Origin of the sequence: Paenibacillus mucilaginosus 3016, from assembly GCF_000250655.1 — a bacterium.
In the GTDB taxonomy this organism is placed as follows: Bacteria; Bacillota; Bacilli; order Paenibacillales; family NBRC-103111; genus Paenibacillus_G; species Paenibacillus_G mucilaginosus.
On sequence record NC_016935.1, the window covers coordinates 3914190 to 3940187 of the forward strand.

The 25998-nt window shown below is 63.4% G+C and carries 25 protein-coding genes and 1 pseudogene; 23 read left to right on the top strand and 3 right to left on the bottom strand.

The genetic code is table 11. The annotated features are described in order from the left end of the window. Positions 1-141: 141 nt before the first annotated feature. A complete protein-coding gene (locus tag PM3016_RS38715) occupies positions 142-630 on the bottom strand; it encodes a CBO0543 family protein (RefSeq protein ID WP_238540526.1) in 489 nt (162 codons plus the stop codon). 335 nt (positions 631-965) lie between these two features. Between PM3016_RS38715 and PM3016_RS17015 the strand changes: the two genes are divergently transcribed. Then, positions 966-2876 (top strand): beta-N-acetylhexosaminidase, encoded by a 1911-nt coding sequence (locus tag PM3016_RS17015; RefSeq protein WP_014370273.1) that lies wholly within the window; start codon positions 966-968, stop codon positions 2874-2876. Between the two features lie 68 nt (positions 2877-2944). Here PM3016_RS17015 and PM3016_RS40805 read toward each other — a convergent pair whose 3' ends face one another. Beyond that, positions 2945-3076, bottom strand: a complete 132-nt coding sequence (locus tag PM3016_RS40805) for a hypothetical protein (protein ID WP_013916932.1) — start codon at positions 3074-3076, stop codon at positions 2945-2947. Between the two features lie 206 nt (positions 3077-3282). Here PM3016_RS40805 and PM3016_RS17020 point away from each other — a divergent pair, with 206 nt between their 5' ends. The 11 genes from PM3016_RS17020 to PM3016_RS17055 all read left to right on the top strand — a co-directional run bounded on the left by PM3016_RS17020 (position 3283) and on the right by PM3016_RS17055 (position 13859). Beyond that, a complete protein-coding gene (locus PM3016_RS17020; RefSeq protein WP_014370274.1) occupies positions 3283-5031 on the top strand; it encodes an FAD-dependent oxidoreductase in 1749 nt (582 codons plus the stop codon). Positions 5032-5298: 267 nt separating this feature from the next. Beyond that, entirely contained in the window at positions 5299-6420 is a 1122-nt protein-coding gene (locus PM3016_RS17025) for a PucR family transcriptional regulator ligand-binding domain-containing protein (RefSeq protein WP_238540527.1), read from the top strand. Continuing rightward, entirely contained in the window at positions 6320-6925 is a 606-nt protein-coding gene (locus PM3016_RS39735) for a PucR family transcriptional regulator (RefSeq protein WP_238540528.1), read from the top strand. Before PM3016_RS17025 ends, PM3016_RS39735 begins: the two co-directional genes overlap by 101 nt. A gap of 24 nt (positions 6926-6949) precedes the next feature. Next, on the top strand, positions 6950-8035 hold the full coding sequence (locus tag PM3016_RS17030) for an XdhC family protein (RefSeq protein ID WP_014370275.1): 1086 nt from the start codon (positions 6950-6952) through the stop codon (positions 8033-8035). Next, complete coding sequence (locus PM3016_RS17035) at positions 7971-8546, top strand: nucleotidyltransferase family protein (protein WP_081484325.1); 576 nt, start codon at positions 7971-7973, stop codon at positions 8544-8546. The genes PM3016_RS17030 and PM3016_RS17035 overlap by 65 nt, the downstream gene beginning before the upstream one ends. Before the next feature lie 419 nt (positions 8547-8965). Further along, positions 8966-9916 carry an FAD binding domain-containing protein gene (locus PM3016_RS17040; RefSeq protein WP_014370277.1) on the top strand — a complete coding sequence of 317 codons (951 nt, stop codon included), beginning with the start codon at positions 8966-8968 and terminating at the stop codon, positions 9914-9916. Next, the gene (locus PM3016_RS41395; RefSeq protein ID WP_420798961.1) at positions 9903-11372 is read left to right on the top strand and encodes a molybdopterin cofactor-binding domain-containing protein; all 1470 of its coding nucleotides are present in this window, start codon (positions 9903-9905) and stop codon (positions 11370-11372) included. Before PM3016_RS17040 ends, PM3016_RS41395 begins: the two co-directional genes overlap by 14 nt. Positions 11373-11377: 5 nt before the next feature. Next, the gene (locus tag PM3016_RS41400; RefSeq protein ID WP_420798962.1) at positions 11378-12319 is read left to right on the top strand and encodes a molybdopterin cofactor-binding domain-containing protein; all 942 of its coding nucleotides are present in this window, start codon (positions 11378-11380) and stop codon (positions 12317-12319) included. Beyond that, positions 12310-12801, top strand: coding sequence for a (2Fe-2S)-binding protein (locus PM3016_RS17050; protein ID WP_013916940.1), 492 nt, complete (start codon positions 12310-12312; stop codon positions 12799-12801). Before PM3016_RS41400 ends, PM3016_RS17050 begins: the two co-directional genes overlap by 10 nt. Continuing rightward, positions 12798-12944, top strand: a complete 147-nt coding sequence (locus PM3016_RS39740; protein ID WP_238540529.1) for a hypothetical protein — start codon at positions 12798-12800, stop codon at positions 12942-12944. The genes PM3016_RS17050 and PM3016_RS39740 overlap by 4 nt, the downstream gene beginning before the upstream one ends. A 24-nt stretch (positions 12945-12968) precedes the next feature. Then, positions 12969-13859: an ABC transporter substrate-binding protein gene (locus tag PM3016_RS17055; RefSeq protein WP_238540530.1), complete on the top strand. Its 891-nt coding sequence runs from the start codon at positions 12969-12971 to the stop codon at positions 13857-13859. 297 nt (positions 13860-14156) lie between these two features. Here PM3016_RS17055 and PM3016_RS17060 read toward each other — a convergent pair whose 3' ends face one another. Next, complete coding sequence (locus PM3016_RS17060) at positions 14157-14519, bottom strand: response regulator (protein WP_013916942.1); 363 nt, start codon at positions 14517-14519, stop codon at positions 14157-14159. Between the two features lie 226 nt (positions 14520-14745). Here PM3016_RS17060 and PM3016_RS17065 point away from each other — a divergent pair. From PM3016_RS17065 to uraH, 11 genes and pseudogenes are all read left to right on the top strand, one after another. Beyond that, a pseudogene (locus PM3016_RS17065) lies at positions 14746-15429 on the top strand (creatininase family protein); the annotation flags it as partial. A 189-nt stretch (positions 15430-15618) separates the two neighbouring features. After that, positions 15619-16497, top strand: coding sequence for an ABC transporter ATP-binding protein (locus PM3016_RS17070; protein WP_041619149.1), 879 nt, complete (start codon positions 15619-15621; stop codon positions 16495-16497). A 219-nt stretch (positions 16498-16716) separates the two neighbouring features. After that, positions 16717-18081 (top strand): FAD-binding oxidoreductase, encoded by a 1365-nt coding sequence (locus PM3016_RS17075; RefSeq protein WP_014370279.1) that lies wholly within the window; start codon positions 16717-16719, stop codon positions 18079-18081. Continuing rightward, the gene (locus tag PM3016_RS17080; protein ID WP_013916946.1) at positions 18068-18988 is read left to right on the top strand and encodes an ABC transporter permease; all 921 of its coding nucleotides are present in this window, start codon (positions 18068-18070) and stop codon (positions 18986-18988) included. Before PM3016_RS17075 ends, PM3016_RS17080 begins: the two co-directional genes overlap by 14 nt. 190 nt (positions 18989-19178) lie before the next feature. Then, the gene (locus tag PM3016_RS17085) at positions 19179-20552 is read left to right on the top strand and encodes an amidohydrolase family protein (RefSeq protein WP_014370280.1); all 1374 of its coding nucleotides are present in this window, start codon (positions 19179-19181) and stop codon (positions 20550-20552) included. A 69-nt stretch (positions 20553-20621) separates the two neighbouring features. Continuing rightward, a complete protein-coding gene (locus tag PM3016_RS17090; protein ID WP_014370281.1) occupies positions 20622-21362 on the top strand; it encodes an NAD(P)H-dependent oxidoreductase in 741 nt (246 codons plus the stop codon). A gap of 140 nt (positions 21363-21502) precedes the next feature. Then, positions 21503-22564 carry an ABC transporter substrate-binding protein gene (locus PM3016_RS17095; RefSeq protein ID WP_014370282.1) on the top strand — a complete coding sequence of 354 codons (1062 nt, stop codon included), beginning with the start codon at positions 21503-21505 and terminating at the stop codon, positions 22562-22564. A 41-nt stretch (positions 22565-22605) separates the two neighbouring features. Next, positions 22606-23910, top strand: a complete 1305-nt coding sequence (locus PM3016_RS17100; protein WP_014370283.1) for an amidohydrolase family protein — start codon at positions 22606-22608, stop codon at positions 23908-23910. After that, positions 23907-24422 carry a 2-oxo-4-hydroxy-4-carboxy-5-ureidoimidazoline decarboxylase gene (gene uraD, locus PM3016_RS17105; RefSeq protein WP_014370284.1) on the top strand — a complete coding sequence of 172 codons (516 nt, stop codon included), beginning with the start codon at positions 23907-23909 and terminating at the stop codon, positions 24420-24422. Before PM3016_RS17100 ends, uraD begins: the two co-directional genes overlap by 4 nt. Before the next feature lie 105 nt (positions 24423-24527). Then, a complete protein-coding gene (gene pucL / locus PM3016_RS17110) occupies positions 24528-25562 on the top strand; it encodes a factor-independent urate hydroxylase (RefSeq protein WP_013916953.1) in 1035 nt (344 codons plus the stop codon). Further along, positions 25559-25924: a hydroxyisourate hydrolase gene (gene uraH, locus PM3016_RS17115; protein ID WP_013916954.1), complete on the top strand. Its 366-nt coding sequence runs from the start codon at positions 25559-25561 to the stop codon at positions 25922-25924. Before pucL ends, uraH begins: the two co-directional genes overlap by 4 nt. Positions 25925-25998 lie beyond the last annotated feature (74 nt).

Sequence of the window (25998 nt, forward strand, 5' to 3'; positions counted from 1 at the left end):
AACGATATCGGCCTTACCCTTTCCTCAGAAGAGATCCGCTCCGCGATCGAGAAGGCTGTGCTGGATCATAACGCTTTTGCGAAGAAAAAGAATATAGCGCCCTTGCCGATATGGCGGGGCGCTTTTTACGTTATTACCGGGTTAGGTTTCGAGTCTCCTCCGCCGTCTATAGAGTTCAACCAAGCCTCTTGTAATTAGGGATTTCAAACTGACGCTAAATAATGTGTGATACCATTTCCACCAAGCGCTCCACTTTATCAATCCCGTTTTCCGATCATCCCAAATCTCGAAAAGCGTAAGTGGGACTGAAAAAAAGAACACCTTACTGACGATAGATAGTAAATTATCCTTTCCTTTGTTTGACATTTGATTATATATAACAGTAGCAATGGGATATAGCACTAAATCAAATAGGATATGAATTCTAAATATCTTAGGTAATAAACGAGTTGGGTACGTTATTAATTTCATTTTTGTTGTAATCTTATCTAACAAAACATTGGTGACTGCATTAAAGACATAGGCAAGAAGCCAATCTTTTTTATCCGGCCGCCTCATCAAAAAAGGCAATATCAACATTGAGAGCAAAAGTAAACAATGCAGGAATGTTAATTCATTCTTTTTTTCCACAAGCACCACCACCTCCAGCTGCATATAAATAGCTTGTTCATAATTAACATTACTATTCGCCTGCGCGGCTATATGATGGGCTGCGATCGAGAAGGCCGTGCCGGATCACAATTCAGTTGCGAAGAAATGACGAATCCCCTACTGGCTCCGGCTGGTGGTTTTTTTAAAAAAGATGCTCACAAATTCGCTCACACGATCACATTTTAATGGGTAGAAATCTATCACAAATCGAAGGAAAGTGATCTGTTTTCTCCCGGAAGTCTGTGGTACGCTTCCAAAAGAAAGCGGTGCCGCAGGCTGCGGCGCATCCGCGTTGGAGACGGGGAGGAAGCAGAATGAAGCTGCAATGGATTGGGGATACGGCTGGGCTGCAGACCGGGATACGGGAGCTGGCCGGGGACATCCCGTTCGCCGAGAGTAAGGACGGCATACCGGTACATATCGAAACCTGCGGGGAGGGACTCGTTGTAGGGCGGCAGGATGGTCGGGCTTATATCCGCTATGCGGAGAAGCATCTGTTCTACCGGGGGCTGGGGCTGCTGGTCCAGTACGGGTCCGAGGCAGAATCTTTCGAGCTCAGGGAGCAGGCCCAGTTCGATCTCATCGGCCCGATGTTCGATCTCTCCCGCAACGGGGTGCTCACCGTGGAGAGCTTCAAGTTCATGCTGCGGAAAATGGCGCTCATGGGGCTGAACACGGTGATGCTCTATATGGAAGATACCTATGAGATCGAGGGTGAAGACTATTTCGGCTACATGCGGGGCCGCTATTCCCGTGCAGAGCTGAAGGAGATTGACGACTATGCCGATCTGTTCGGCATCGAAGCGTTCCCGAGCATCCAGACCCTGGCTCATCTCGAGGAGTTCCTGAAGTGGGACGCGGCGAAGGGGTACCGGGACACGAAGGGAGCCCTGCTCGTCGGCAGCGAAAAGACAGAGGAGCTCATCGGGCGGATGATCGACAGCGTCAGCGCCCCCTTCCGGAGCCGGAAGATTCACATCGGCATGGATGAGGCGGAGGAGCTCGGCCGCGGCCGGTATCTGGATCTGTACGGCTACCGCAGCCGCTTCGAGATCATGACGGAGCATCTGAGCCGCGTCCTGGAAGCCGTGCGGGAACGCGGTCTGAAGCCGATGATGTGGAGCGACATGTTCCTGAAGTTCGCTTCCCGGGACGGGGCCGAGCACTACGACAAGGAAACGCAGATTCCCGAGAGCATGGCGCGCCGGATCCCGAAGGACGTGGACATGGTGTACTGGGACTATGCGCACCAGGAGCAGGAAGACTATGAGCTGTTGATCGCCAAGCACCGGCCGCTGGGCTGCCGGCTCGCATTCGCCGGTGCGGTATGGGTGTTCAATACGTTCGGCGTCAACTACGGCTTGTCGCTGAATGCCACCGACAGCGCACTGCAGGTATGCAAGCGGGAGGGCATCCGCGAGGTGTACGCAACGATGTGGGGCGATGACGGGATGGAAAGCAATCCGTTCATCGCGCTGCTGGGCCTGCAGTTCTATGCCGAACACGCTTACACAGCGGGGCGGCCCGATCCTGCGCGGCTGGCGGAGCGGGTGAAGTTCTGCACGGGCATCGACGAAGCGGCGTTCCTGCGGCTGAAATACCTGGACGAAACCCCGGGGGCCGAGCCGGACAACGTCAAACAGAGCAACCCGTCCAAGTTCCTGCTGTATCAGGACGTGCTGCTGGGGCTGTTCGACAAGCAGATCGAAGGGCTGCCGATGGCGGAGCATTACCGGCGGCTGGAGGAGGAGATCCGGGGCGGCCGCGATCCGGAAGCGGCGCTGGACTACCTCTTCGAGGTGCCGGAGAAGCTTTGCGGCGTGCTCCGGCGCAAGAGCGAGATCGGTATCGAGCTGAAGCGGGCTTATGACGCGCGCGATCTGGATACCCTGCGCCATATCGCCGCGGATGTGCTGCCGGAGATCTCGGCGGCCGTGCAGGAGCTCCGAAGAGCCCACCGGGATCAGTGGCTCCGCCTGTTCAAGCCGTTCGGCTGGGAGGTGCTCGATATCCGTTACGGCGGCGTGGTGTGCCGGCTCGACACGGCGGCATTCCGGCTGAAGGAGTACACGGAAGGCCGTCTGCAGCGGATCGAGGAGCTGGAGCAGGAACGCCTGGTGTACAGCGCGGTGAACCGGTTTAACGGAAAAGGCGCCGGCTGGTGCAGCTATTATTACCGGATGGCCTCGCCGAACGTGTTTTTTCATGTGCTGAACCCGTTCTGAAAGATATGATTCAAGCCCTCATGGAGCCGTGCTCTTCGGGGGCTTGATCCATGTCGGAGGGGCAGCTCCTAGTTATTGTTCATATGGCGTGCCTCTTCCGTAGGCACGGGCTGGGTCAGCAGGCGCTCGGTCACGTCGGCATTGGACTGGAGATTCTGCTTTTTTGCCGCCGCGGCTGGGCGGGCTTTGCTTTTGGACATGGCAGGACGGTCCTCCTTCCCTAGGCGCACTCGGATACAATGGCTGCGGATAGTTTCTCCAGCGGTCTCTTTTCCATGCAAAAATGCGGCCGGATTTCCTACGGAAAACCTGGGAGCCCGCCTTGGAGAGGAGTACCACCGGCTCCCTGGCATGAGGCTCGCAGCCGAAGGGTACCTTGAAGGTAAGAAGAGAGGAGGTGGCGGCCGTGCGGCCGCTGGGTCTTCTGATGTTCACGGTGCTGTTCGTGTTCGCCGTCGGCCGCGGATGGGCCGAAGCGGAATCCTCGGGCAGCGCCCATTATGATGTCGTTGTCACCGGCAGCGAGCCGGAAGCGGTCGCGGCGGCCGTCGCGGCCGCAAGGGAAGGGCAGCGGACGCTGCTGATCGACACCAAGCCCGAGGTCGGCGGTTTGTTTACCCAGGGGGAACTGAATTCGCTGGACCTCAATCTGACCCCGGACGGCAAACAGCTGAACAAAGGGATATTCGAAGAGTTCTACGGCAAAATCGGCAGGCGTACTTCCTTCGATACGAAGCGGGCGGGCGAGGTGCTGAAGTCCATGATGGCCGCCGAACCGAACCTGACGGTGAAGCTGTCGGCAGGAAGGATCAAGCCGCTGGCCGGGCGGAGCAAAATCCGGGCGCTGGAGGTTGCCGGCCCCGGGGGACCGGAATTCATCACGGCGGGGATGTACATCGATGCCTCGGCGGATGGGGACACGGCCTATGCGGCCGGAGCGCCCTTCACGTTCGGGCAGGAGGACTTCCGCGGTTCCCGGGAAACCATGTGCGCCACGCTGGTGTTCGAGTTGCAGCACGTAGACTGGCCGAAGGTTCAGGAAGTGCAGCGCAAGGACGGCAATCCGGACACCGGTGCGGATGCGTACTCCGCCTGGGGCTATCCGCAGATGCACGCCTATCGGCCCGCAGATCCCGGTATCCGGGTGCGGGCGCTGAACCTGGGCCGGCAGGAGGACGGCCGGGTGCTCGTCAACGCCCTGCAGCTGCTCGGGGTGGACGGGACGGATCCGGTACAGGTGGAGGCGGCGATGGAGCGTGGCAAGCGAGAACTGCCTTCGATAGTAGGGTATCTCCGCACACTGCCTGGGCTGGAGCAGGCGGAGCTGTCGCGTACGGCGTCCTCCCTGTATATCCGGGAGACCCGGCACCTCATCGGCGAATACAGGCTGACGCTGGAGGACGTGCTCGAGAACCGGGACTTCCCGGACCGCATCGCCTTCGGCTCTTATCCGGTCGATATCCAGCGGAGCCGATGGGGGCCGGACCTGGTTCTCGGCAATCCGGAGCAGTTCGCCGTCCCGCTGCGGTCGCTGATCCCGAAGGGGTGGACGAACCTGCTTGTGGCCTCGCGCAGCGCGAGCTATGATTCGCTGGCCCACGGCAGCGCCCGGGTTGTGCCGCTGGGGATGTCGGCTGCGGAGGCGGCGGGAACCGCGGCCGCTTATGCGAACCGCAAGGGCCTTACGCTGCAGGACATCGCCCGGGAACCGAAGATGGAGCACGCGGCGCGGATTCAAGCCCGGCTCAACGAGAAGGGAGCGGGTCTGGCGCCGATTCCCCCGTACAAGGATGAGACGAGAACGCACTGGGCTTATCCCGGTGTGAAGTGGCTGCGGGACCGGGCCGTGGTCGCCGGCGGGTACAGGAACGACTACCGGCTGGACGAACCGGCAGGGGCGGCATCGCTGCGGACGTGGGCGGCGGGGGCGGCGCTGGCCTCGCACAAGCGGGAACCCGTCATGCCGGAGCGTATCGTCAGCAAGCTGGCGAACGACCCGCTGGCGAAGCTGGACAAAGCGGAACTAGGGCAGTTCCTGCAGGCGAACGGGATGCAGGAGACCCGGTGGTTGGCCCCGACGGCCGGGCATTGGAAGGAAGATGAAGAGGTAACGAACGGACTTCTATTTATGATTCTTACGGAACTTTACCGTTAATCTACGGGAAATAGCAGCACACGAAGGGGAACAGGCCGATGCCTGGCCCCTTTTTTTGCCGTTTTTACCGCACTACCGGAAAAAGATATGCGAAATAGGCGTTAACATTCGGAATCAGCCTTCTGCGCGCGTAGGTACATGTCATGTATAATGACATAAATGCATTGCTAAAACGGGAAATGCCTTTTATAATGTTATATATAATGACATCACGGGAGTCTGGCAAGGCTGCAGAGCTGTCCGCACATCTCATTAGGAGGGAATGCTGTGCATCTTACGGTCGAACAAGCGCTGTCCGTCTACCCCCTGTCTGAAGGGAAACTCGTAGCCGGGCGCAGCGGAATGAACCGCATCGTGAAGTCGGTGAACGTCATGGATGCACCGGATATCACCGACTGGATTAAGGATGGCGAGATGCTGTTCACGACCGCCTACCTTATCAAAGACAGCCCCGATGACGCGATCGCCCTGCTGCGCAAGCTGAACCAGCGGGGATCTGCGGGACTTGGCATCAAGCTGGGGCGGTTCTGGCCCGACGTGCCGCAGCCGATTCTCGAAGAGGCTGACCGTCTGGCTTTTCCCCTCATCGAACTCCCTTTCCAGTTCACCTTCTCCGATCAAATGAACGGATTGTTTCACGCCGAAATGCAGAAGAGCACGAAGGTGCTTCACAATGTGCTCGACAAGCAGAAGAAGCTGATGCAGTTCGCCTTGAGACCGGATCATATCAGCAACTTTTTTCACACGATCCTCGGCATTGTCGGCTATCCGCTGGCCGTTGTCGGCTCCCGGGGGCACCTCGTCTTCAATGCCACTCCCTTCTCCGAGATGCAGCTGCTTCGCGGCTGGCCGTGGAAGGACCACTGCCAGTGGGTGCATACCGAAGAGGGCCGCTATTACCGCATTCCGCTGACGGACCGGGAGGACTGCGCCGGCTATGCGATCTTCTGTCCGCCGGACACCCCGCTGATGAAAGTGGAAGAGGGTCTCTTCCTGCAGGCCGCGGAGATTATTTCTCATCATATGGGCTTCATCTATAAAGAATACATGGATCATTCGGTCCAGACGGACCTTGGCTCCCTGCTCGTGAGGTATCTCAAAGGGACCGGCTCCATCGGGGCCTTGACCGACGGGGCGGAGCGCCTCGGCATCCGGCTGTTCTCGGAGAGCTACCAGTGCGTGCTGACGACCGTACCGGAGAATACGCCGGGACAATGTGCGGGAGAAGGCGCTGCGCGATGTGCGCGAGGAGATGCAGTACCACCCCGAGATGAAGGAGTGGAATGTGGTGCACTTCTGCATCCGCGAGGGCATTCTCTCGCTCTTCCCGGCCGAATCGTTCCCGGGCAACGGCAGGCTGCAGGCGCTCCTGGCCGGGGCGCTGCATAGTGTGCTGGGTACCATGCCCGAGGGCAGCCGCCCGAGGATCGCCGTCAGCAACAAGAAACGGGAGCCCGAGGGGCTGGCGGATGCCTACCGCGAATGCCGGGATACGCTGCGGCTTGCCGTCAAGCTCGGAGTCCCTGACGACGTCATCCAGTATGAGACGGTGGAGCTGGCCTGTCTGTTCCAGCATGTGCCGCCGGGCAAGATGCAGAGCTACTGCCGGGAAGTGCTGGAGCCGCTGCTCGCCAAAGATCCGGACTATTCGCAGGAGATGCTGCGGACGCTGGAGACCTTCGTGGAGAATGACGGCCAGCTCAGCGAGACGGCGAAGCAGCTGTACATCCACCGCAATACGGCCGCCTACCGGCTCGAGAAGATCGGCGAGATGCTCGGCGTGGATTTCAAGAATATCAGCGATCTCCTCCGGCTGAAGCTGGTGTTTATGTTCAGGCAAATGCTGAAGACCGGAGCGCAGACGGAGAATCCGCTCGGGGTACGGAACTTGTAAACGAAGAACCCAGGAGGGCTGCGAATGGAAATGCACGGACTGGTGGAGGTGCTGTTCCGGACACCGCACCGCGCGGTGCTGGCAACGGTCATGGAGGTGGAGGGGCACGCGTACCGGAAGGCGGGGGCTTCCATGCTGCTGCTCGAGAACGGGTCGCGTTACGGCAGTATTTCGCCCGGCTGCCTGGAGTCGGATCTCTCCGATCGGGTGGAGGGGCTGCTGCGCAGCGGCGGGGCCGAGATGGTGGAGTATGACATGCGGCCTGCGGACGATTTCTCCTGGGGCGAGGCGATCGGCTGCGGAGGCATGATCCGCGTGCTGCTCGAGCCGGTGCACGGCATGCTGCTGCATGTGCTGCTCGAGGTCAAGCGGAGGCTGGACCGGGGGCAGGAGGCGGGCCTGCTGAGGTCCTTCGTCAGCTCCTATACGCAGGCGGAATACAAGCTGACCGAAGGGGAGCCGAACGCGGCGGGGGATGCCGCCGTCCTGAAGATGGAAGACGGTGTGCTGCGTCTGGTGAGCTCGTATACACCGAGGCCGCGGCTGCTGCTCTTCGGGGCGTCGGACGATGCGGTGCCGGTGGTGGAGCTCGCGCAAAAGAGCGGCTTCCGTGTGACGGTAGCGGACTGGCGTGAAGGGCTGTGCACCTCGCTGCGCTTCCCCCGGGCCTCCCGGGTCATCGGACAGCCGGAACGGATCGTGGAGCGGCTGCAGCTCACGGAGCGCGATTATGTGCTGATCATGAGCCACCACTATCCGCATGATGCGAAGCTGCTGGAGCTGCTGCTTCCGAATCAATACAAGTATGTCGGCGTCATGGGCTCGATCTCGCGGACCGAGCGTCTGCTCGGCGGCCGTCCGGCCCCGGATTGGCTGCACTATCCGGTGGGGCTCGCTATACGGGCCGCCGGGCCGGAAGAAATCGCCATCTCCATCGCCGCCCAGCTGATTGAGGTGCGCAGGAAATCGACCGAACCAAGAACAGAGGAGTGGAAGGGCTGTGAAAGTAACGGGTATTTATCTCGGGGCCGGCGCGGGCACAAGAATGGGAGGTTCCAAGCTTTCCATCCCCCTGGGCGGCACTGGAAAATTAGGCGGCTGCGCCCTTGAGGAGGCATTGCGCTCCCGGCTTGACCGGATCTGCGTCGTCACCCGCACAGGCAGCGGTGCCGATTGGCTTCCGCCCGATTATTATGCGGCGGAGCGGCAGGGCAGAGCGGTCCGGGTCCCCTGTGCCGACGCGGGCATGGGGATGTCGCATTCCCTCCGGGCGGGCCTGATGGCCGCCTGTGCGGATTCGGTGCCCGATGCCGTCGTCGTGCTGCTGGCGGACCAGCCTCTGGTCACCGCGGCGATGATCGACCGACTTCTCGCTTCCTTCCGGGAGCAGCCGAAGCTGGACTACTGTGCGGCGGGCCATGAGGGCATGCCGAAGCCTCCGGTGCTGCTCTCGCGCACCATGTTCGCCTCCGTGGAGAAGCTCGCCGGAGATCAGGGGGCCCGGGTGCTGCTGTCGGAGCCGCATGTTTTCGGGATGATACAGGATGAACCGGAAGAGCACCGGTTTTATGACGCGGATACGCCGGAGGATCTCGAGCGCATCCGGTTTTTTTATTCCTAGGCGAGGCAGGGGCGCACCGGATCAGGGAGGATTTCAATAGGCTGAGAGGTATAGGGAAGGTTTGGCGAGTACCGCTGTGCACGCGGCACAAAAAAGCGGGGGCCGGTTGGATATCCCGATGAAACTCATGCCAGGTGCATTGACCCGGATCCCCGGCATCCCCTATAGTTCTAATCACCCTAACGGGCTGTACGCAGCCCGGTGAATCATAGAATGAAGCAGCGTCCATGTCCTGCGGGGCGTGCCGCAGCGGGAGAAGGAACGGTCTGAGTACCGGAAACACCGCAGTGGCCCCCGTCTATAGGGGGCTGATCCTGCCGCAGGAACGCGAATCCCTTCTCCCGAGAAGGGATTCGTGCTACCCGGGCGGGTAAGCCCCGGAGGCAGGGCCGGAAGAAGAACAACAGGAGGGATGCGCAGTGAATACAATCCAGGCTGCAGGCGGCTTGCTGCCCGGTCTCTGGCAGCCGCTGACGGTGGCCGAGGCATGGGAGCTGAAGCGGAATCTGGGCGGAGCGGCGGTGTTCACAGCGGGTGGGACGCTGCTGCGGACCCAGTGGGAGGCAGGCACGGTTCCCCTGCCGGCGCAGCTGATCTCCCTTGAAGCGGTGGCTGAGCTGCAGGGCATCCGGATCAGCGGAGGACAGATCCTGGCCGGATCGCAGGTCCGGCTCGAGGCGTGCCGCAGCCAGAAGGTCAGCGGCCTGCTGGCCGCAGCGAGCCGGACCATCGGGGCGCCGTCGATCCGGAGGCTTGCGACCCTCGGCGGGAATGTGGCATCGGGCATCGGTGATGCGCTGCCGGCGCTGCTGGTGAAGGATGCGGTTCTGCATTGGTACGGGGATGCCGGATACGAGAGCGTCGAGCTTGCCGAATGGCTTGACGCCCGTGCCGGCGGGGCCGCGGAGGGCCGGCTGCTGACGGGCGTGGAGCTGCAGGCGGACGAAGCGGTGGGCGAGAAGCCGGACGCCGGGGAACGGGCCGTCGGCTTCTACCGGAAGATCATGAGGCGGGAGGCGTTCGTGCCGTCGCTGGCGGCGGCTGCGCTGACCGCCGTGATCCGGGAGGACGGAACGCTGCGGGCCGTGCGGGTGGCTGCCGGAGGCGGGTCGTCGGCGGCCCGAAGGCTGAGGGGGACCGAGCAGGAGCTGGAGGGCCGGGGCGTGGATGCGACGCTGGTCCGGAAACTGCAGACCGGTGTGCAGGAGGAGTGGCCGGCCTTCGCGGACGCTTTCGCTTCGGCGGAGTACCGGCGTCTGGCGGCGGCCAACGTGCTTGCTGCGGGATTATGGGAGCTGCGGCGCCCGGAGGCGGAGGCAGGGAGGAAGAACGTAGAAGGCGGGAGGGGGACGGCAGATGAAGCTGGATAAAGAAACGGCAGGTGCCCGCTGGCGGGTCCGCCCCGACGGGCCGGATAAGGTGACAGGCCGGCTGGCTTATTTGACGGACCTGCGGATGCCGGGAGAACTGCACGGCGCCATTCTGCGGAGCGCGCATCCGCACGCCCGGGTCCTGGCGGTCCGCACGGAACGGGCGGAGTCGCTGCCGGGTGTGGGCGCGGTCATCACGCACCGGGACGTGCCGGGAATGAACCGGTTCGGGATCGCGATCCCGGATCAGCCGGTTCTGGCCGAGGACCGCGTGCGTTATATCGGCGATGCGCTGGCGGCTGTGGCCGCCGCAACGCCTGAGCTGGCGCAGGAGGCCCTCTCACTGATCGAGGTGGACTACGAGCCGCTGCCGGTGGTCAGCGACCCGGAAGCCGCGCTCCAGCCGGGGGCGCCGCAGCTGCATCCGGCAGGCAATCTGCTTCACAGCACGGCCTACAGCCGCGGTAATGCGGAGGAGGCGTTCGCCGCCTGTACGCATGTGGTGGAGGAGACCTACTATACGCCTCGCCAGATGCATGCGTATATGGAGACCGAAGGCGGCCTGTTCGTCCCGGGGCCGGATGGCAGCCTGACGGTGTACGCCCCGACGCAGCACGGCTTCAAGGACCGGATGCAGCTCTCCCGCATTCTCGAGATGCCCGAGCACGACATCCGGGTCGTCTCGTCGCCGATCGGCGGCTCGTTCGGCGGCAAGGATGAGCTGAACATCCAGCCGTTCGGGGCGCTGCTTGCCCTGAAGAGCGGGCTGCCGGTGCGGCTGCACCAGAGCAGGTGGGATTCCGTCCGGGCCGGGCTGAAGCGGCATCCGATGAAGATCACGATGCGAACCGGCACCGATGGGGAAGGGCGGCTGCTCGCCCATCGGGTGCGCATCGTGGCCGACACCGGCGCTTATGCCACGCTGGGTCCGGCGGTGCTGAATTTTGCAACGGAGCATACGATGGGCCCTTACCGGATACCGAACGTGAAGGTGGAAGGGTATTCCGTGTACACGAATAACGGCATCTCGGGGGAATTCCGCGGCTTCGGCGGCAATCAGGTCATCTTCGCCCTCGAGGGGCAGATGGACCGGCTGGCGGAGAAGCTCGGGATGGACCCCTGGGCGCTGCGCCGTCTCAACCTGCGGGAGGCGGATGATCTCGGGCCGCTCGCCCAGCGGATCGTCGCTACGGAAGGGGCCTCGCAGATCTGGTCGGCCATCGAGGAATGCAGCCTCATGCGAAAACGTGAGCTTGCCGGAGAGGCGGCTGCGTACCGTCCGCCCTGGATCCGGCGCGGCATCGGTGCAGCGATCGCGATGCATGGCTCGGGGCTCGGCTTCGGGCTGCCGGATTTCGGCGGAGGCCGGCTGACCTTGACCGCGGACGGCCGGATCGAAGCGGCCTTCGGATACGAGGAGTTCGGCCAGGGGCGTGCTCGCATCGCTGGAGAGTGATGCTCATGGAGCATTTCGGCTGCTCGCCGGCCGACCTGTCGATGGTCATCGGCGACACGGCGCGCGTGCCGCACAGCGGCTCGTCCACGGCCTCGCGGGCCACGACGATGATGTGGCAGGCGCTGCAGCGGATGAAGCCCGGCTTCCAGGCGAAGCTGCTCGCGAAGGCGTCCGCCCTCACCGGCGTGGCGGCGGAGTATCTGACGACCGGCCCGGGGGGCATCTGGCTGAAGGCCGAGCTGCCGGGGGAGTCGCATGAGGCGTCCGCTGCGGGCGGCGCTGAAGCGGCTGCGGCGCTGGACGCGGGGACCGTCAAGGCCGGCGGCCCGCTGCTCAGCTATGCGGACCTTGCCGCGCAGTCGCCGCGTCCGATCCGGACGGAGAGCCAGTTTCATTTTCCCACAACGCCGGATGCGGTGATGGGCGGCCACTTCCTCTACACGTACACCGGTGTGGCCGTCGAAGTGGAAGTCGACACGCTGACGGGCAGCGTCCGGGTGCTGAACCAGCACCATGCGGTGGCGGCAGGGCCGGTGGTGAACCCGATGGGCTTCGCCGGCCAGATCGAAGGCGGCAGCTCCATGGCGATCGGGTTCACTTTATCCGAGGATGCGGTGATGGAAGGCGGCGAGTACCTGACGCGCAATCTCGATACGTACCTCGTGCCGACGGTCGCGGATATGCCGGCCGGCTTCTCGCTGGATGCGATCGAGGACCTGCCCGAGGGCGATCCGTACGGACCGAGAGGCATCGGCGAAGTGGGCACGGTCGCCCTGGCGCCGGCCATCGTCTCGGCGATTCATCAGGCGGCGGGCGTCTGGGTGAAGAAGCTGCCGGTATCGAAGGAAGAGCTCATTGTTCCATTCGACCCGGTTTCGGCTGAGGGGAACGAAAAGACGGAAGCGGCAGGGGTACGCACGGAAGGAGGCGATGGCACATGGCGGTAAACATCAGGGCCTGGCGCTGTACGGTGAACGGGGAGAGCCTGGAGCTCGAAGGGGTGGCCCCGGCCCGGCGGGTGCTGGACATCGTCCGGGAAGACCTGGGCCTGACGGGGACGAAGCGCTCCTGCGATATGGGCCGCTGCGGCGCCTGTATGGTGCTGGTGGACGGGGAGGCGGTTAATAGCTGCCTCCTGATGGCCTACCAGTGCGAAGGGAAGGCGCTCACCACGATCGAAGGGCTCCGGGGGCCGGCGGACGAGGAGATCCAGTCGGCGTTCCTGCAGGAAGGCGCGTTTCAATGCGGCTACTGCACCTCCGGCATGATCATGACGGTCAAAGGCCTCCTGGATTCGAATCCGGAGCCGGACCGGGAGGAGATCGAAGAAGCGCTGTCCGGCAATCTGTGCCGGTGCACCGGCTACGGGCCGATTGTCCGTGCTGTGGAAGCGGTCATCCGGCAGCGCCAGGGGAGCGGCGGCCTATGATCCAAGACGCCTTGAGACACCGCGCACTGTGCTGCGTGCCCCTCAAGGCGGCGCTGGCCGGACTGCTGGCCGGCGTCATGACCGCCGTAACGGGGTGCGGCTTCAGCGCCTTCTCTCCGGCCGCCGGCGGTGCGGCAGCGTGATCCAAAGGTGCGCCTGCCGCTGAGGTGAAGGTCGTGCTGAACTGGTTTGCGAAGCACGAGCACGGGGGACTGTATGCGGCGGAGAAGAGGGGGTATTACAGGGATGCCGGGCTGCGGGTCACCATCGAACAAGGGGGCCCCCTGATTTCGTCGATACAGCTTGTTGCTTCAGGCAGGGCTGAATTCGGCATTGCCCAGGCGGACCAGCTCCTGCTGGCGAGGGACCAAGGCCTCCCGCTCGTGGCGCTGGCCGCAACGTTCCAGACGAGCCCCCAGGCGCTCCTGTTTCACAAGGAAGCGGATCCTGCCGGCTTCTCGGGGCTGAACGGACGCACGGTGTATATCCAGCAGGAGCAGCCGTACTGGGCGTTTCTCAAGAAAACATACGGCCTGCGGGACGTCCGGGAGATCGCGTATACAGGGCAGCTTGCCGGCTTTGTCCATGACCGGAGGGCGGTGTCCCAAGGCTTCGTCTCCGGAGAATCCTTCGAATTGAAGGCGCGGGGGATCGAAGCGGGGGCGCTGCTCGTGGCGGACTCCGGCTACAGGCCTTACGGGGGCGTGCTCTTCACGACGGAGAGGATGCTGAAGGGGCGGCCGGAGACCGTCCGTGCCTTCATCGGCAGCACGGTGAAGGGCTGGGACTGCTACAGGGCCCACCCGAAGGAGACGAACGCTTATCTGCAGGAGCGCAGCCCGAAGCTGTCGGCGGCGGAGCTGGAGTTCGGCGAGGCGGTGCAGCGGGACTATATTTTTGGCGGGGATGCGGCCATGAATGGGATGGGCTGGATGAAGGCGGAGCGGTGGCTGGAACTTGGCGGACAGCTTCACGGGATCGGCCTGCTGTCCGAGCTGCCTGAGGCAGCGGATGTGTTCACGACGGCCTATCTTCCAGCCGCCGGAACCGGCAGCTGAATACGGCGGCGAAGCGGAGCGGGGAAACGGGAGGGGCGGACCCGAAGTCCGGAATCCGGCTGTCCCGGCAGGCGGCACCTGGCCGCGGAGCCGTAATGCTGGAAGAATTCCTACGCCAAAAAGACCGGCCGCAGGGCAAACCGGTCCTCTCATGGACATTTTTTAAAAGATTACAGAAAGGAGCACTCGCAGGAACTCGTTTCAGGCATCTGTCATGTTTTCGAGACGCGCACCATCCTTCAAGAGGACGATGCGGCGTTGATTCATCGCGCACGGTCAGGCCCAGGCTCTCTGTGTCTAGCTCGAGACGACTTTGTTCACCGCTTCGAGGACACGGTCGGGATTGAACGGCTTGACGATAAAATCCTTCGCTCCGGCCGACACGGCCTGGACCACCATATGCTGCTGTCCCATTGCGGAGCACATAATGACCTTCGCTCCCGGATGCTTCGCCTTAATCCCCTTCAATGCGTCGATCCCCTCCATCACCGGCATGGTGATATCCATGGTCACAAGATCCGGTTTCAGCTCATCGTATTTGGAGATGGCAATCTCTCCGTTCTCCGCTTCCCCGATGACCTCGTGGCCGCCTTTGGTCAGAATGTCCTTCAAGGTCATGCGCATGAAAGCCGCGTCGTCCACCACCAGTATTTTTGCCATTCCCTACACCCCCGGGGTCTTCATCTGAGGCGCCGTTCCGATATCCTGGGAAGGTGCCCTTTGTGTCACTTGCATATTATGGGAACGTAGTTTGGCAATTATTCACGGAAGAGGCAAAGTGCACGAAGCACAAAAGGGGCCTTTCGTGTTATATATCTTTACAAAAAGCTTCCCATTCTATAGACCCGGCCATCCCCGCTCCATACAATAAAAGGAAATGGAGGCGATGCACGTGAGATTCGGCAGAAACGAAGGTTCAGCCTGGGATTCCCGCTTTCTTCCCCGCTGCTCGAAGCGGGAGGTCGAGGCCATTCCGAAGGACGAAGCGCTCGTCGTGCTTCCGGTGGGAGCGGTCGAGCAGCATGGACCCCATCTTCCGGTGTACACCGATACGCTGATCGGGGAAGCTTTTCTGACACGTGCCTTCGAGGAGCTGCCGGCGGATTCGCAGATTTGGCTGCTGCCGCCGCTGCCCTACGGCAAGAGCACCGAGCATCTCGGCCATCCGGGAACGATCTCCCTCTCGGCCACGACGCTGATGAGCGTGCTGACGGACATCTCTTCCTCACTCAGCCGCAGCGGCTTCCGGCGTCTGGTGCTCTTCAACACCCATGGAGGCAATGCCGATCTGCTGAACATGATGGCCAGGGAGATCCGGATTGCCACAGGGATGATGGTCTTCAGGCTGGATCCCGGGGCGCTGGGGCTCGGGGACGCCTGGCTGTCGGAGGAGGAGCGCAAGGTGGGCATTCATGCCGGCGACTATGAGACCTCTGTCGTGCTGGCTGTGCAGGAACGGTGGGTGCACCGTCCGCTGGCCGGAACCGAGCTGCCGAAGTTCCCGGTGATTCCGTCCCTGCAGCTGCGCAGCAAAGCCTTCGCCTGGGTCATGGACGATCTCTCGGAGAGCGGCATCGCAGGCGACGCGGCAGCCGCTTCAGCGGAGAAGGGTCGGGCGATCCTGGAGCGTCGGGGGGATCCGGCTGGCCGAGGCGCTGCTGGAGATGCAGCGCTTCGACTTCGCGGCGGTGAAGACAGGCTTCCGGCCGGGGCAGGCGGACGCCGCCCCGGCCGGAAGGGACGAGAGGAGGGCGGGCTCATGATGTACCGGGGAACCGGAACGACCACGCTCCATGTGACGATCGGACAGCCGGACACGGCGGCAGACCAGCGCAGGGGAGCCCGGCCGGGAGAGGCGCCTTCAGCACCTGCGCCTGAACTAACGCCGCCCCTCGTGACCATGAAATCCTTGTCCAAAATGTACGGGAACGGCACGGCCGCGCTGCAGGATGTCGATCTCGATATTACCGAAGGGGAGTTCCTCTGCTTCGTCGGTCCTTCGGGCTGCGGCAAGTCGACGGTGTTCAAGCTCATCGCCGGACTCGGCGAGCCCACGGGAGGCAGCCTCAGCATTCTGGGGCTGACGCCGAAGGAGGCGCGCAGGCGCAGCGAGATCGCCTTCGTGTTCCAGGACCACACCCTGCTGCCCTGGTCCTCCGTACAGGACAACGTCATGCTGCCCCTGCAGCTGAAGGGCGTGCCCAAGCGGGAACAGCGGGAGGAAGCCGAGCGGGTCCTTGAGCTTGTCGGGCTGAAAGATTATATGAAGGCCCTCCCCCGGCAGCTCTCGGGCGGCATGAAGATGAGGGTGTCCATCGCCCGGGCGCTGGCGACCCGGCCGAAGCTTCTCCTGATGGATGAACCGTTCGGGGCGCTCGACGAGATCACGCGGCAGACGCTGCAGGATGAGCTGCTCAAGATCTGGGAGGCGGACCGGAAGATGACCGTGCTGTTCGTAACGCACAATGTCTTCGAAGCCGTATTCCTCTCCACCCGGGTGGTCGTCATGACTCCCAGGCCGGGCAAGATCGCGGCGGAGATCCCGATTGCGGCGCCCTTTCCGAGAGACGAAGAATTCCGGACGAAGCCGGAATTCAGCGACTGGGTGCGCAGCGTATCGGCCTGCCTGAAGCACTAAGCGAGCGGGTTGGGGTTGAAACGTCGACAGTCCGGTCATCGCCCGGATTTGAACTGTAACCGCAGCCTCCCTGCCGCTCATCGAATCGGTGCTGGGAAGGCCGTGGTTCCAGCGGACCGGAGCGCCGCACCGCAGCAGCTCTGTCGGTAAGCATGCCAAAGAATCATTCCAAGCTTGTTGTTGTCGTAACGGACGGATCAAGGGAAGGAGCGGAGGAGCATGGCGATCGGATGGGAGAAGGACATGCTGGACCTGGTGGGGGACGAGGGACTGCTGCTGGATGCAGGGTCCCGGACCCGCCTCTCAAAGGACTACTACTGGTACTCGCCGGTGCTGGAGCCGAAGCTGCGGGAGAAGCTGGCAGACGGGGTGGCGCTGCCGTCGACCGAGGAGGAGCTGGTGAAGGTGCTCTCGTTCGCTTACCGGCGGAGCATTCCGGTCACCGTGCGGGGAGCCGGCACCGGCAATTACGGCCAGGCGGTCCCGCTGCAGGGCGGGCTGGTGATCGACCTCAGCCGCATGGACCGTATTCTCGAGCTCGGCGGAGGAACCGCCCGGGTCCAGTGCGGGGTGAAGCTCGGTACGCTGGAACGCCGGGCGAGGGAAGCCGGCTGGGAGCTGCGCATCTACCCGAGCACGTTCATGAAAGCGACCGTCGGCGGGTTCGTCTGCGGGGGCTCGGGAGGCATCGGGTCCGTGACGTGGGGCAATCTCTGGGACGGCAACGTGCTGGAGGCCGTCGTGTATACGATGGAAGCGGAGCCCCGGCGGCTGGTGGTGCGGGAGCGGGAGCTCTACGATTATATCCACAACTACGGGACGACAGGCATCGTGACGGAGCTTGTGATCCCGCTCGCCCCCCGGACCGAATGGATGCAGTCCGTGGTGCAGTTCCCGGAGCTGGCGTGGGCCGTACAGTTCGGTGAGACCCTTGCGGCAGACGGCAGCATCGCGAAGCGGCTCGTCTCGCCGATGGAATGGCCGATCCCGGCATACTTCACGCCGATCGTCTCGCGGTTTCAGCCCGGGGAAGCGGCCGTTCTGCTGGAGACCGCAGACGGTACGTCGGAGGCGGTCCGCAGGCTGGCCGAGGACTTCGGCGGCCGCATCGGGCACGCTACCGAAGCGGCGGAGTATCGCAAGTCGATCGGGCTGTCCGATTTTACCTGGAACCATACGACGCTCTGGGCGTTGAAGAGCGATCCGGGGATCACGTACCTGCAGGCGGGCTTCTCCCCGGCGGATTACCTGGAGCAGATCCGGATGATCAAAGCGGCCTTCGGCAGCGAGGTGCTCCTGCACTTCGAGTGGATCCGCAGCGGCGGCGTCCTGACCCCTTCCTCGCTGCCGCTCGTCCATTACAGAAGCGAAGAGCGGCTGTATGAGATCATCGCTTTCTTCGAGCAGCACGGCGTCCGGATCTATGATCCCCACACCTGGGTTCTGGCGGACGGAGGGCGCGGGGAAGCGGGCTCGATGTCGCGCAGGAAGCGGCTGAACGATCCGCGGGGGCTGCTCAATCCGGGCAAGCTGACCGCAGCGCCTGCGGAGGGGGAAGGAGGGGCGGCCCATGGCCATGGATAAAAGCGTGCTCCACCCAGCCGGAGCGGGGGAGCCGTCCGCGGCGCACAGCGGTGCAGCGTACGCCTCGGGAGGCACCGAGGGCGGCACCGGGCCGGTGAAGGGCAGGCTGCCCGGCAGCGGGCTCCCGGGCCCGATCCGCCAGCTGCTCCCCCCGCTGGCAGCTTTCGTCGTTTTCGCCGGAGGCTGGGAGTTCATCGTGAAGGCGCTGGACATTCCGCCCTACATTCTGCCGAAGCCCTCGGACATCGTCCGGGCGGGGCTCGCTAACAAGAGCGGGCTCTGGGTGTCGGTGACGACCACGATGACCGAAGCGGTGGTCGGGTTCCTGCTCAGCATCCTGTTCGGGGTGGCGGGCGCGATCCTGCTCGCCTCCTCGAAGTGGATCGAGAAGAGCGTGTATCCCTACGCGGTCATCCTGCAGACGATCCCGATCGTCGCGATCGCTCCGATCATCGTCATCTGGTTCGGCGCAGGAATGAATGCCATCGTCATCATCGCCTTTCTCATCGGGTTCTTCCCGATGCTGTCCAATACGCTGATCGGGCTGAATTCCACCGACCATAACATGAAGAATCTGTTCTACCTGTACAATGCTTCGCCGCTGCAGACGATGTGGAAGCTGCGTATTCCGGCGGCGCTGCCCTATATCGTGGCCGGCCTCAAGATCTCCTGTACGCTCGCGGTGATCGGGGCGATCGTCGGCGAGTACATCGCCGGCATCGGCGGAGGCCAGGGCGGCCTCGGCTACGCGATTACGGTGGCGGCTTCCCGGCTGCAGACCCCTTACCTGTTCGCCTGCGGACTGTCCGCTTCGCTGCTCGGCATCGGCTTTTTCCTCCTCGTGAATCTGTTCTCCAAATGGATGCTGAGCTCGTGGCACGAATCCGAGATGCGCACGGAGAACTGAGGCGGTATGGAATACAGATCACAGCAGCATACAGGCTCCCGGTGAAAAGACCCCTGACCGCATTGACGGGCAATGGCAAGGTCACCGCAATCAAGTTCACTGCACTAAAGAGCATCGAATTAGATCACTGCAATAACGCCTCTTACGATCTGTGGAAGCGATAGGACTCTGAATCCGGGGAGGGATTACGATGGCGCCTTGGAATCTGCATCTGGTCAATGTGCGGCTGCCGCTGCTGGACGAATCGAAGCTCTACGAGCTGAAGGGGGCGGGAGGCCGGTGGATGTCGGTGAAGCCGCAGCCGGAAGGGACCGTGCCGGCCGCCGGGGCGCTGAAGCTGCCTCTGCTGAACGGGAAGCCGCATCATGACGGCGAGACCGTGCGGCTCGACCTCGAAGGGCGCATGCTGCTCCCGGGCTTCGTCGATGCCCACATGCATCTCGACAAGGCCTACTCGCTGGCGAAGGTCGGCAACCGCTCCGGTACGCTCGAAGAGGCGGTTCGCAACTACGGGGCTGCGGTACCCGGCTTCAGCCGGGAGGAGATCCGCAGCCGGATCCGGCGTTCGGCGCTGGCCGCCCTCTCGTACGGGACGCGGAGCATCCGCAGCCATCTTGACTTTAACTTGAAGGCCGGCCGCGAGGTCGCAATGCGCACGGTTCATGCCGCGCTGGAGGTGCGGGAGGAGCTGAAGAACGTGATCGACATCCAGTTCTTCCCGATGCTCCCGTACGGACTGCGCAGCCCCGGCACCGAGGAGGCGCTCGCCGAAGGGTTCCGCCTCGGCCTCGATGGGATCGGCGGGGCCCCGCACCTGTCGCCGGAACCGGAGGCGGATATCGACTGGATCTTCGCGCTCGCCGAGAAATACGGCAGGCCGGTGGATCTGCACGCCGACGAGAGCGACGATCCCGGCGTCCGCACCGTCGCCCATATCGCACGCCGCACGGTTGCGTACGGCATGCAGGGGAAAGTAACGGCGGATCATCTCTGCGCCCTGTCGGCTATGGATGAGAAGACCGCGGGAGAGACCATCCGGGCGATGGCGGATGCGGGGCTCTCAGCCGTCACGCTCCCGGCCGTGAACCTGTACCTGCAGGGACGCGGGGACCGGGGGCTGGTCCGGCGGGGGACGACGCGCATCCGGGAGCTGCTCGAAGCCGGCATCCCCCTGGCAGCGGCATCCGACAACATCCAGGATCCGTTCCATCCGTTCGGCCGGGGCGATCTGCTCCAGATCGGGCAGATCGCAGGTTATGCCGGCCATCTCGGCGCCCCCGGCGACCTGCGCACCGTGCTGCGGATGCTCACGTCCGTGCCGGCCGCCATCCTCGGATTGGAGGATTACGGCACCGCGCCCGGTCTGCCGGCCCACGGCGTCGTACTCGACGCCCGGTCGGTCGACGAGCTGTTCGCCGAGGTGCCGCCGAGCCGCTGGGTGCTCCGGCAAGGCGAATGGATTCATGCCTCGGTGCAGCTGCGGGTGTGGGATACGCTCCAGCTTGCGCCGGCGGCACAGGAGGGAGGCCGCCCCGCAGGGGTGGCGGACAGCGAGACGGCATGAGCCGTCTCAGGCCGGCAGAGCTGCCGGAGGACCCGCACAAGCAATCCGTCCCGATAGGAGGAAACGCTGATGACCCGCATAGCCGTGGTGTATTACAGTGCGTTCGGCCATGTCTACGAGATGGCGCAGGCCGCCGCCCGGGGGGCAGCCGCCATGCCGGATACCGAGGTCCGGCTGCTGCGCATCGGCGAAGAGGCGCTGGAGCCGGAGGCTTACCGGAGCGGCCCGGGCGGCCGGACGCCGGCAGGCGGGGGGCAGCAGGAGGACCTCACCCGGGTGTTCGATATCGAAGGCCGGGTGCGCAAGTACCGGGAGAGCCGGGAACAGCAGAGGGGTGTGCCGCCGGCCTCGGTCTCCGACCTGGAGTGGGCGGACGGGGTGGTTTGGGGCTTTCCCACCTACTACGGCATGATGCCTGCCCAGATGAAGCTCTTCCTTGAGCGTGCCGGCCTGCTGAACTTGACCGGCGGGCTGGAGGGCAAGCCGGCAGGGCTCCTCACCAGCGCCGGCTCGATCCATACGGGGCACGAAGCGGCTCTGCTTACCGCGATGGTCCCGCTGCTGCACTTCGGGATGATTATCGTCGGTTCGCCGTACACGGAGAATCCCGAGTACCTGACGACCGAAGGCATCGGCGGCACCCCTTACGGGCCGAGCACGCTCGCAGGGCCCGATTCCTCCCTGCGGCCCGACCCCCGCGAGCTGGCCATGGCGGAGCGGCTGGGTGCAAGGGTGGCGGGTGCGGCCGGGGCGCTGGCTCCCTGGAACCGGAGCCGAAGGGAGGAGAAAGGTGCGCCTCCCCCTACATAGGGACGTCCGCGTCCCAGGTTACCTTTTTTATAAATCCTGAAGCCGTTACTGCAATCCGATCAGCTTGGAACCTATGCCATCCGCGCACCACCCAGGATTCATGCCAGCACACCAACCACACGATAACGGAGGTTATGCCCATGAACAGTCCGATTCTGCCAGGTCCCCGCACCGCACGCAGTCCGGCTTCCTCAGTCCTCGCTCTGCTGCTTCTCGGCTTCAGTATTCTCACCGGCTGTGCGTCGAAGACGGCCGAAGCGCCGGCCACGGAAGCCCCGAAGAGCGGAGGGGCGGCGCCGGCCGCCGAGAAGAAGCTCGTGGCGGTTACTCAGGTGACGAACTGGTTCGCGGAACCGGAGCACGGCGGCAACTATGCGGCGCTGGCCAAGGGCTTCTACAAAGAGGCGGGCCTCGACATGACGATCCAGCCGGGCGGTCCCGGCGTATCCGCGACCCAGATTGTCGCATCGGGCAAAGCGCAGTTCGGGATGGGGCAGGCCGATGAGATCCTGTTTGCGAGACAGAACGGGATCCCGCTGGTGGCCATCCTTGCGGCCTTCCAGAAGAATCCTCAGGGCATTATGGTGCATAAGGACCAGAACATCAAGGACATCGCCGGACTGAACGGCCGCAAAGTGTATGTCGGCAGCGGAGTGGCTTACTGGGAATACATGAAGAAGGCTTACAAGCTGGATGCGGTGCAGGAACTGAAATATACGGGCTCGCTGGCGAACTTCGTGAGTGACAAGACGGCGGCGACCCAGGTCTATCTCACCTCGGAGCCGTTCACGATGAAGAAGCAGGGCATCGAAACGGAAGTGCTGCTTAATGCGGATTTCGGCTACAACCCTTATGCGAACGTCATGTTCACCACCGAGAGTTTCCTGAAGGAAAACCCCGAGGTCGTGAAGAGCTTCGTTGAGGCGACGGTCAAAGGCTGGGACTACTACAAGGATCATGCTTCCGAGATTCACCCTTCGATTCAGGAGAAGAACCCGGACCTGCCGATCGAGAATATGGATTACGGGGCGGAGGCCCAGAAGCCGCTCGTGTACGGCGGTGACGCCGAAACGAAGGGCGTGGGCTATATGACCATGGAGCGCTGGGATGCCCTGGCGAAGCAGCTGGTCGATATCGGTCTGCTGAAGGCGGATGTGGACCCGGCGAAGGCGTTCACGGTGGAGTATCTGCCGAAGAAGTGACAACCAGAACCGTCCCTTACTTCCCGACAAGGAGGCCGGATATGCAGGGATATGATCTTATTTTTCGCAATGTAAGCCTGCCGGGGGCTCAGAGCGGCAGTCTCTCGGACATTGCCGTCCGGGGGCCGCATATTGCAGCCATCCGGCCTGCCGGCGAGCTGGAGGAAGCGGCGGGCGCGCAGGAAATCGACGGGTCCGGCCACCTGGCCCTGCCGCCCTTCGTGGAGCCCCATATCCACCTTGACACCGTGCTGACCGCCGGTGAGCCGGCATACAATGTCAGCGGTACGCTGTTCGAAGGAATCCGGCTCTGGCAGCAGCGCAAGCTGCTCCTGACCGAAGAGGATGTGCTCACCCGGGCCGAGGCCGTATTGAAGGCGCAGGTGTCTCAGGGCATCCTGCATGTGCGCACCCAGGCCGACATCTCCGATCCGGGGCTCACCGCGCTGCGGGCGCTGCTGAAGCTTAAGGAGCGGGTGAAGCCGTATGTGACCCTGCAGGTCATCGCTTTCCCGCAGGACGGCCTTATTGCCTGCCCGGCGAATGAAGGGAGACTCAGGCAGGCGCTGGAGCTCGGCGCCGACGGGATCGGAGCGATTCCCCACGGGGAGCCGACGCGGGAGGACGGGATCGCCTCACTCGACATGGCCTTCCGCCTGGCGGAGGAACACGGCTGCTTCGTGCATGTGTTCTGCGATGAGCTCGACGACCCCGGCTCCCGCTTCCTGGAGGCGGTGGCGCAGCGGGCGCTGCAGACGGGGCTGCGGGAGAAGGTCACCGCCGCCCACGCGAACGCCACGGCTTACTATCCGGATGCCTACTTCGCCAAGCTGCTCGGCCTGCTCGTCCGCTCCGGAACCCAGGTCGTCTCCTGCCCGCTGATCTCCTCGGCGATGCAGGGCCGCTTCGACCCTTATCCGAAGGGCCGGGGCATCGCCCGCATCCGGGAGCTGTGGCAGGGGGGCGTGAACGTGGCCCTCGCTCATGACGACATCCGGTCGCCGTTCTATCCGCTGGGCACCGGGAGCCTTCTGCAGGCGGCGCACATGGCCGCCCATCTCGCCCACATGACGGGCCTATCGGAGATGGAGGAGCTCGTGCGGATGATCACGGAACGGGGGGCCAAGGTGCTTGGCATCGAAGCGGAGTACGGGCTGCAGGAGGGAAAGCCCGCCTCGTTCGTGCTCCTGCGAGCCTCGGGCAGCGCTGAGCTGCTGCGTACGCAGCCCCTTCCCCGCTATGTGGTCAGCCGGGGGAGGATCGTGGCGGTGACGTCGCCGCCGGTCACGGCGCTCATGGAGGAATTCGCAACAGGCAGAAGTTCGAAGGAGGAAGCCGTATCATGACGAAGGCCTATACGCTCGCGGAAATCAACGGGATGCCCGCGGACGATTTTGTGGAGAGCATCGGGTGGGTGTTCGAGCACTCGCCGTGGGTGGCGAAGCGGGCTCATGCCTCAGCCCCGTTCGCATCGCTCGATGCGATGCACGACTGCATGACCGGTGTCGTGAGGGAGGCATCGGCGGTGGAGCAGCTGGAGCTGCTCCGGGCGCATCCGGATCTGGCAGGCCGGCTGCAGATGACCGATTCATCGGTACAGGAGCAGCAGGGCGCGGGCCTGACCGACCTTACGCCGGAGGAGTTCGCCGAATTCACCTTCTGGAATACCGCGTACACGGAACGCTTCGGCTTTCCTTTTATCCTGGCGGTCCGGGGGCACAACAAGGCTTCCATCCTGGCGGCGATGAAGGCGCGCTACGGGAATACACCCCAAGAGGAGAAGGAGACGGCACTGCGGGAAGTGGCGCGGATCGCCCGCCTGCGGCTTCAGGATACGGTGGATGAAACCGGGGAATGAACCGGAAGGGGAGCGGCCGGCAGCACGAGCGGACGATCCCGACAGGCGAATCGATCGAATTCAACCGTATAGAGATTCAGGGAGAGACACGGAGGAGGAGCTAACATGAGCAGAACGGAAACGGGCAAACGCACGATGTACTATGGAAAAGGGGATGTGCTCGTCTACCGCACGTTCGCCGAGCCGCTGACCGAGGTTACACGCATTCCGGAGTCGCCGTTCACGGGGGACGGCAATGTCATTATGGCAATGAATGTCAAGGTGGCGGTCCGGGGGGAGGCGTTCCTGACCTCGTTCACCGAAGGGGACAATTCGATGGTCGTGGCCACCGATTCGATGAAAAATCTGATCATCCGCCACGCCGCCGACTACGAGGGCAGCACCGTCGAAGGATTCCTGTACCACATCGCGGGCATCTTCCTGAAGAAGTATTCGCATATCACCACTATTGAACTGGAAGCGGACCGCCTGCCCTTCGACGGCCTGAGCGTGGCTTCGCCCGACGGAGGCTGGAGGGAGAGCGGCCTCGTCTTCCGCCGGTCGCACAATGACCATACGTCGGCTTCCGTTGTTGTGGAGCGTGCGGAGGGCGGAGTCCTCACGGTGCGGAAGCAGGAGAGCCTGCTGACGGGTCTGCAGCTCATCAAGGTCAAAGGCAGCTCCTTCGCCGGCTTCATCCGCGACGAGTACACGACCCTGCCGGAGACGCAGGACCGTCCGCTCTTTATCTGGCTGAACATCGGATGGACGTATAAGGACGAGAAGGATGCGATCGATCCGAAGAACGGAAGCTACGCCGCATCGGAGCAGATCCGGGATATTGCGCACACGGTGTTCCATGAAGCGAACTCCCCGTCGATTCAGCATCTGATCTACCGGATCGGGCTGCGCATCCTGGAGCGGTTCCCGCAGCTGGCCGAGGTGCGCTTCGAGTCGAACAACCGGACCTGGGAGACGGTGGTGGAGAGTGTGGACGGCTCGGACGCAAGAGTCTATACGGAGCCGCGCCCGCCGTACGGCTTCCAGGGCTTCTCGATGACGCAGGAGGACCTGGCCGCCGCCGCAGGGGGAGAGGACGGCGAGGCGGCAGCGGCGCTCGAGACCGCAGCATCGGAGCGTTCGGAGGCTCCCACCTCATGAGCGGCGGCAGACTGACGACCCACGTGCTCGACGTATCCTGCGGCCGTCCGGCCCAGGGGATGAGGGTGGAGCTCCGGCGCCTGACGGAGGAGGGGGACTGGGAGCTGCTGAAGTCCGCCGAGACCAACGATGACGGGCGGCTGGAGGAGCCGCTGCTCGAAGGGGACTCGATGCAGGCGGGGCGGTATGAGCTCCTGTTCCTGGCCGGAGCGTACTTCCGCAGAGGAGGATCGGGAGGGGACGCCTCCTATCCGTTCCTGGAGGAAGTGCCTGTGCGGTTCGGCATCGAAGACCCGCAGGCCCACTACCATGTCCCGCTGCTCGCCGCTCCCGGCGGGTACAGCACGTACCGGGGCAGCTAGAGCCGGGCGGCCTTAGGATGGCAGGGGAGCGCGGCCGGCTGCCGGACCGATGTGTTGAAGGCTGAATGACAATC

Excerpts from the sequence above, each read along its gene's own strand:
- PM3016_RS17030 (WP_014370275.1), top strand. The coding sequence starts at position 6,950 with ATGGAAATGCACGGACTGGTGGAGGTGCTGTTCCGGACACCGCACCGC.
- PM3016_RS17090 (WP_014370281.1), top strand. The coding sequence starts at position 20,622 with ATGACCCGCATAGCCGTGGTGTATTACAGTGCGTTCGGCCATGTCTAC.
- PM3016_RS17100 (WP_014370283.1), top strand. The coding sequence starts at position 22,606 with ATGCAGGGATATGATCTTATTTTTCGCAATGTAAGCCTGCCGGGGGCT.
- PM3016_RS17080 (WP_013916946.1), top strand. The coding sequence starts at position 18,068 with ATGGCCATGGATAAAAGCGTGCTCCACCCAGCCGGAGCGGGGGAGCCG.
- PM3016_RS41400 (WP_420798962.1), top strand. The coding sequence starts at position 11,378 with ATGGAGCATTTCGGCTGCTCGCCGGCCGACCTGTCGATGGTCATCGGC.
- uraD (WP_014370284.1), top strand. The coding sequence starts at position 23,907 with ATGACGAAGGCCTATACGCTCGCGGAAATCAACGGGATGCCCGCGGAC.
- PM3016_RS17015 (WP_014370273.1), top strand. The coding sequence starts at position 966 with ATGAAGCTGCAATGGATTGGGGATACGGCTGGGCTGCAGACCGGGATA.
- PM3016_RS40805 (WP_013916932.1), bottom strand. The coding sequence starts at position 3,076 with ATGTCCAAAAGCAAAGCCCGCCCAGCCGCGGCGGCAAAAAAGCAGAAT.
- PM3016_RS41395 (WP_420798961.1), top strand. The coding sequence starts at position 9,903 with ATGAAGCTGGATAAAGAAACGGCAGGTGCCCGCTGGCGGGTCCGCCCC.
- PM3016_RS39740 (WP_238540529.1), top strand. The coding sequence starts at position 12,798 with ATGATCCAAGACGCCTTGAGACACCGCGCACTGTGCTGCGTGCCCCTC.
- pucL (WP_013916953.1), top strand. The coding sequence starts at position 24,528 with ATGAGCAGAACGGAAACGGGCAAACGCACGATGTACTATGGAAAAGGG.
- PM3016_RS17050 (WP_013916940.1), top strand. The coding sequence starts at position 12,310 with ATGGCGGTAAACATCAGGGCCTGGCGCTGTACGGTGAACGGGGAGAGC.
- uraH (WP_013916954.1), top strand. The coding sequence starts at position 25,559 with ATGAGCGGCGGCAGACTGACGACCCACGTGCTCGACGTATCCTGCGGC.
- PM3016_RS17035 (WP_081484325.1), top strand. The coding sequence starts at position 7,971 with ATGGGAGGTTCCAAGCTTTCCATCCCCCTGGGCGGCACTGGAAAATTA.
- PM3016_RS17070 (WP_041619149.1), top strand. The coding sequence starts at position 15,619 with ATGATGTACCGGGGAACCGGAACGACCACGCTCCATGTGACGATCGGA.
- PM3016_RS17085 (WP_014370280.1), top strand. The coding sequence starts at position 19,179 with ATGGCGCCTTGGAATCTGCATCTGGTCAATGTGCGGCTGCCGCTGCTG.
- PM3016_RS17095 (WP_014370282.1), top strand. The coding sequence starts at position 21,503 with ATGAACAGTCCGATTCTGCCAGGTCCCCGCACCGCACGCAGTCCGGCT.
- PM3016_RS17060 (WP_013916942.1), bottom strand. The coding sequence starts at position 14,519 with ATGGCAAAAATACTGGTGGTGGACGACGCGGCTTTCATGCGCATGACC.
- PM3016_RS17075 (WP_014370279.1), top strand. The coding sequence starts at position 16,717 with ATGGCGATCGGATGGGAGAAGGACATGCTGGACCTGGTGGGGGACGAG.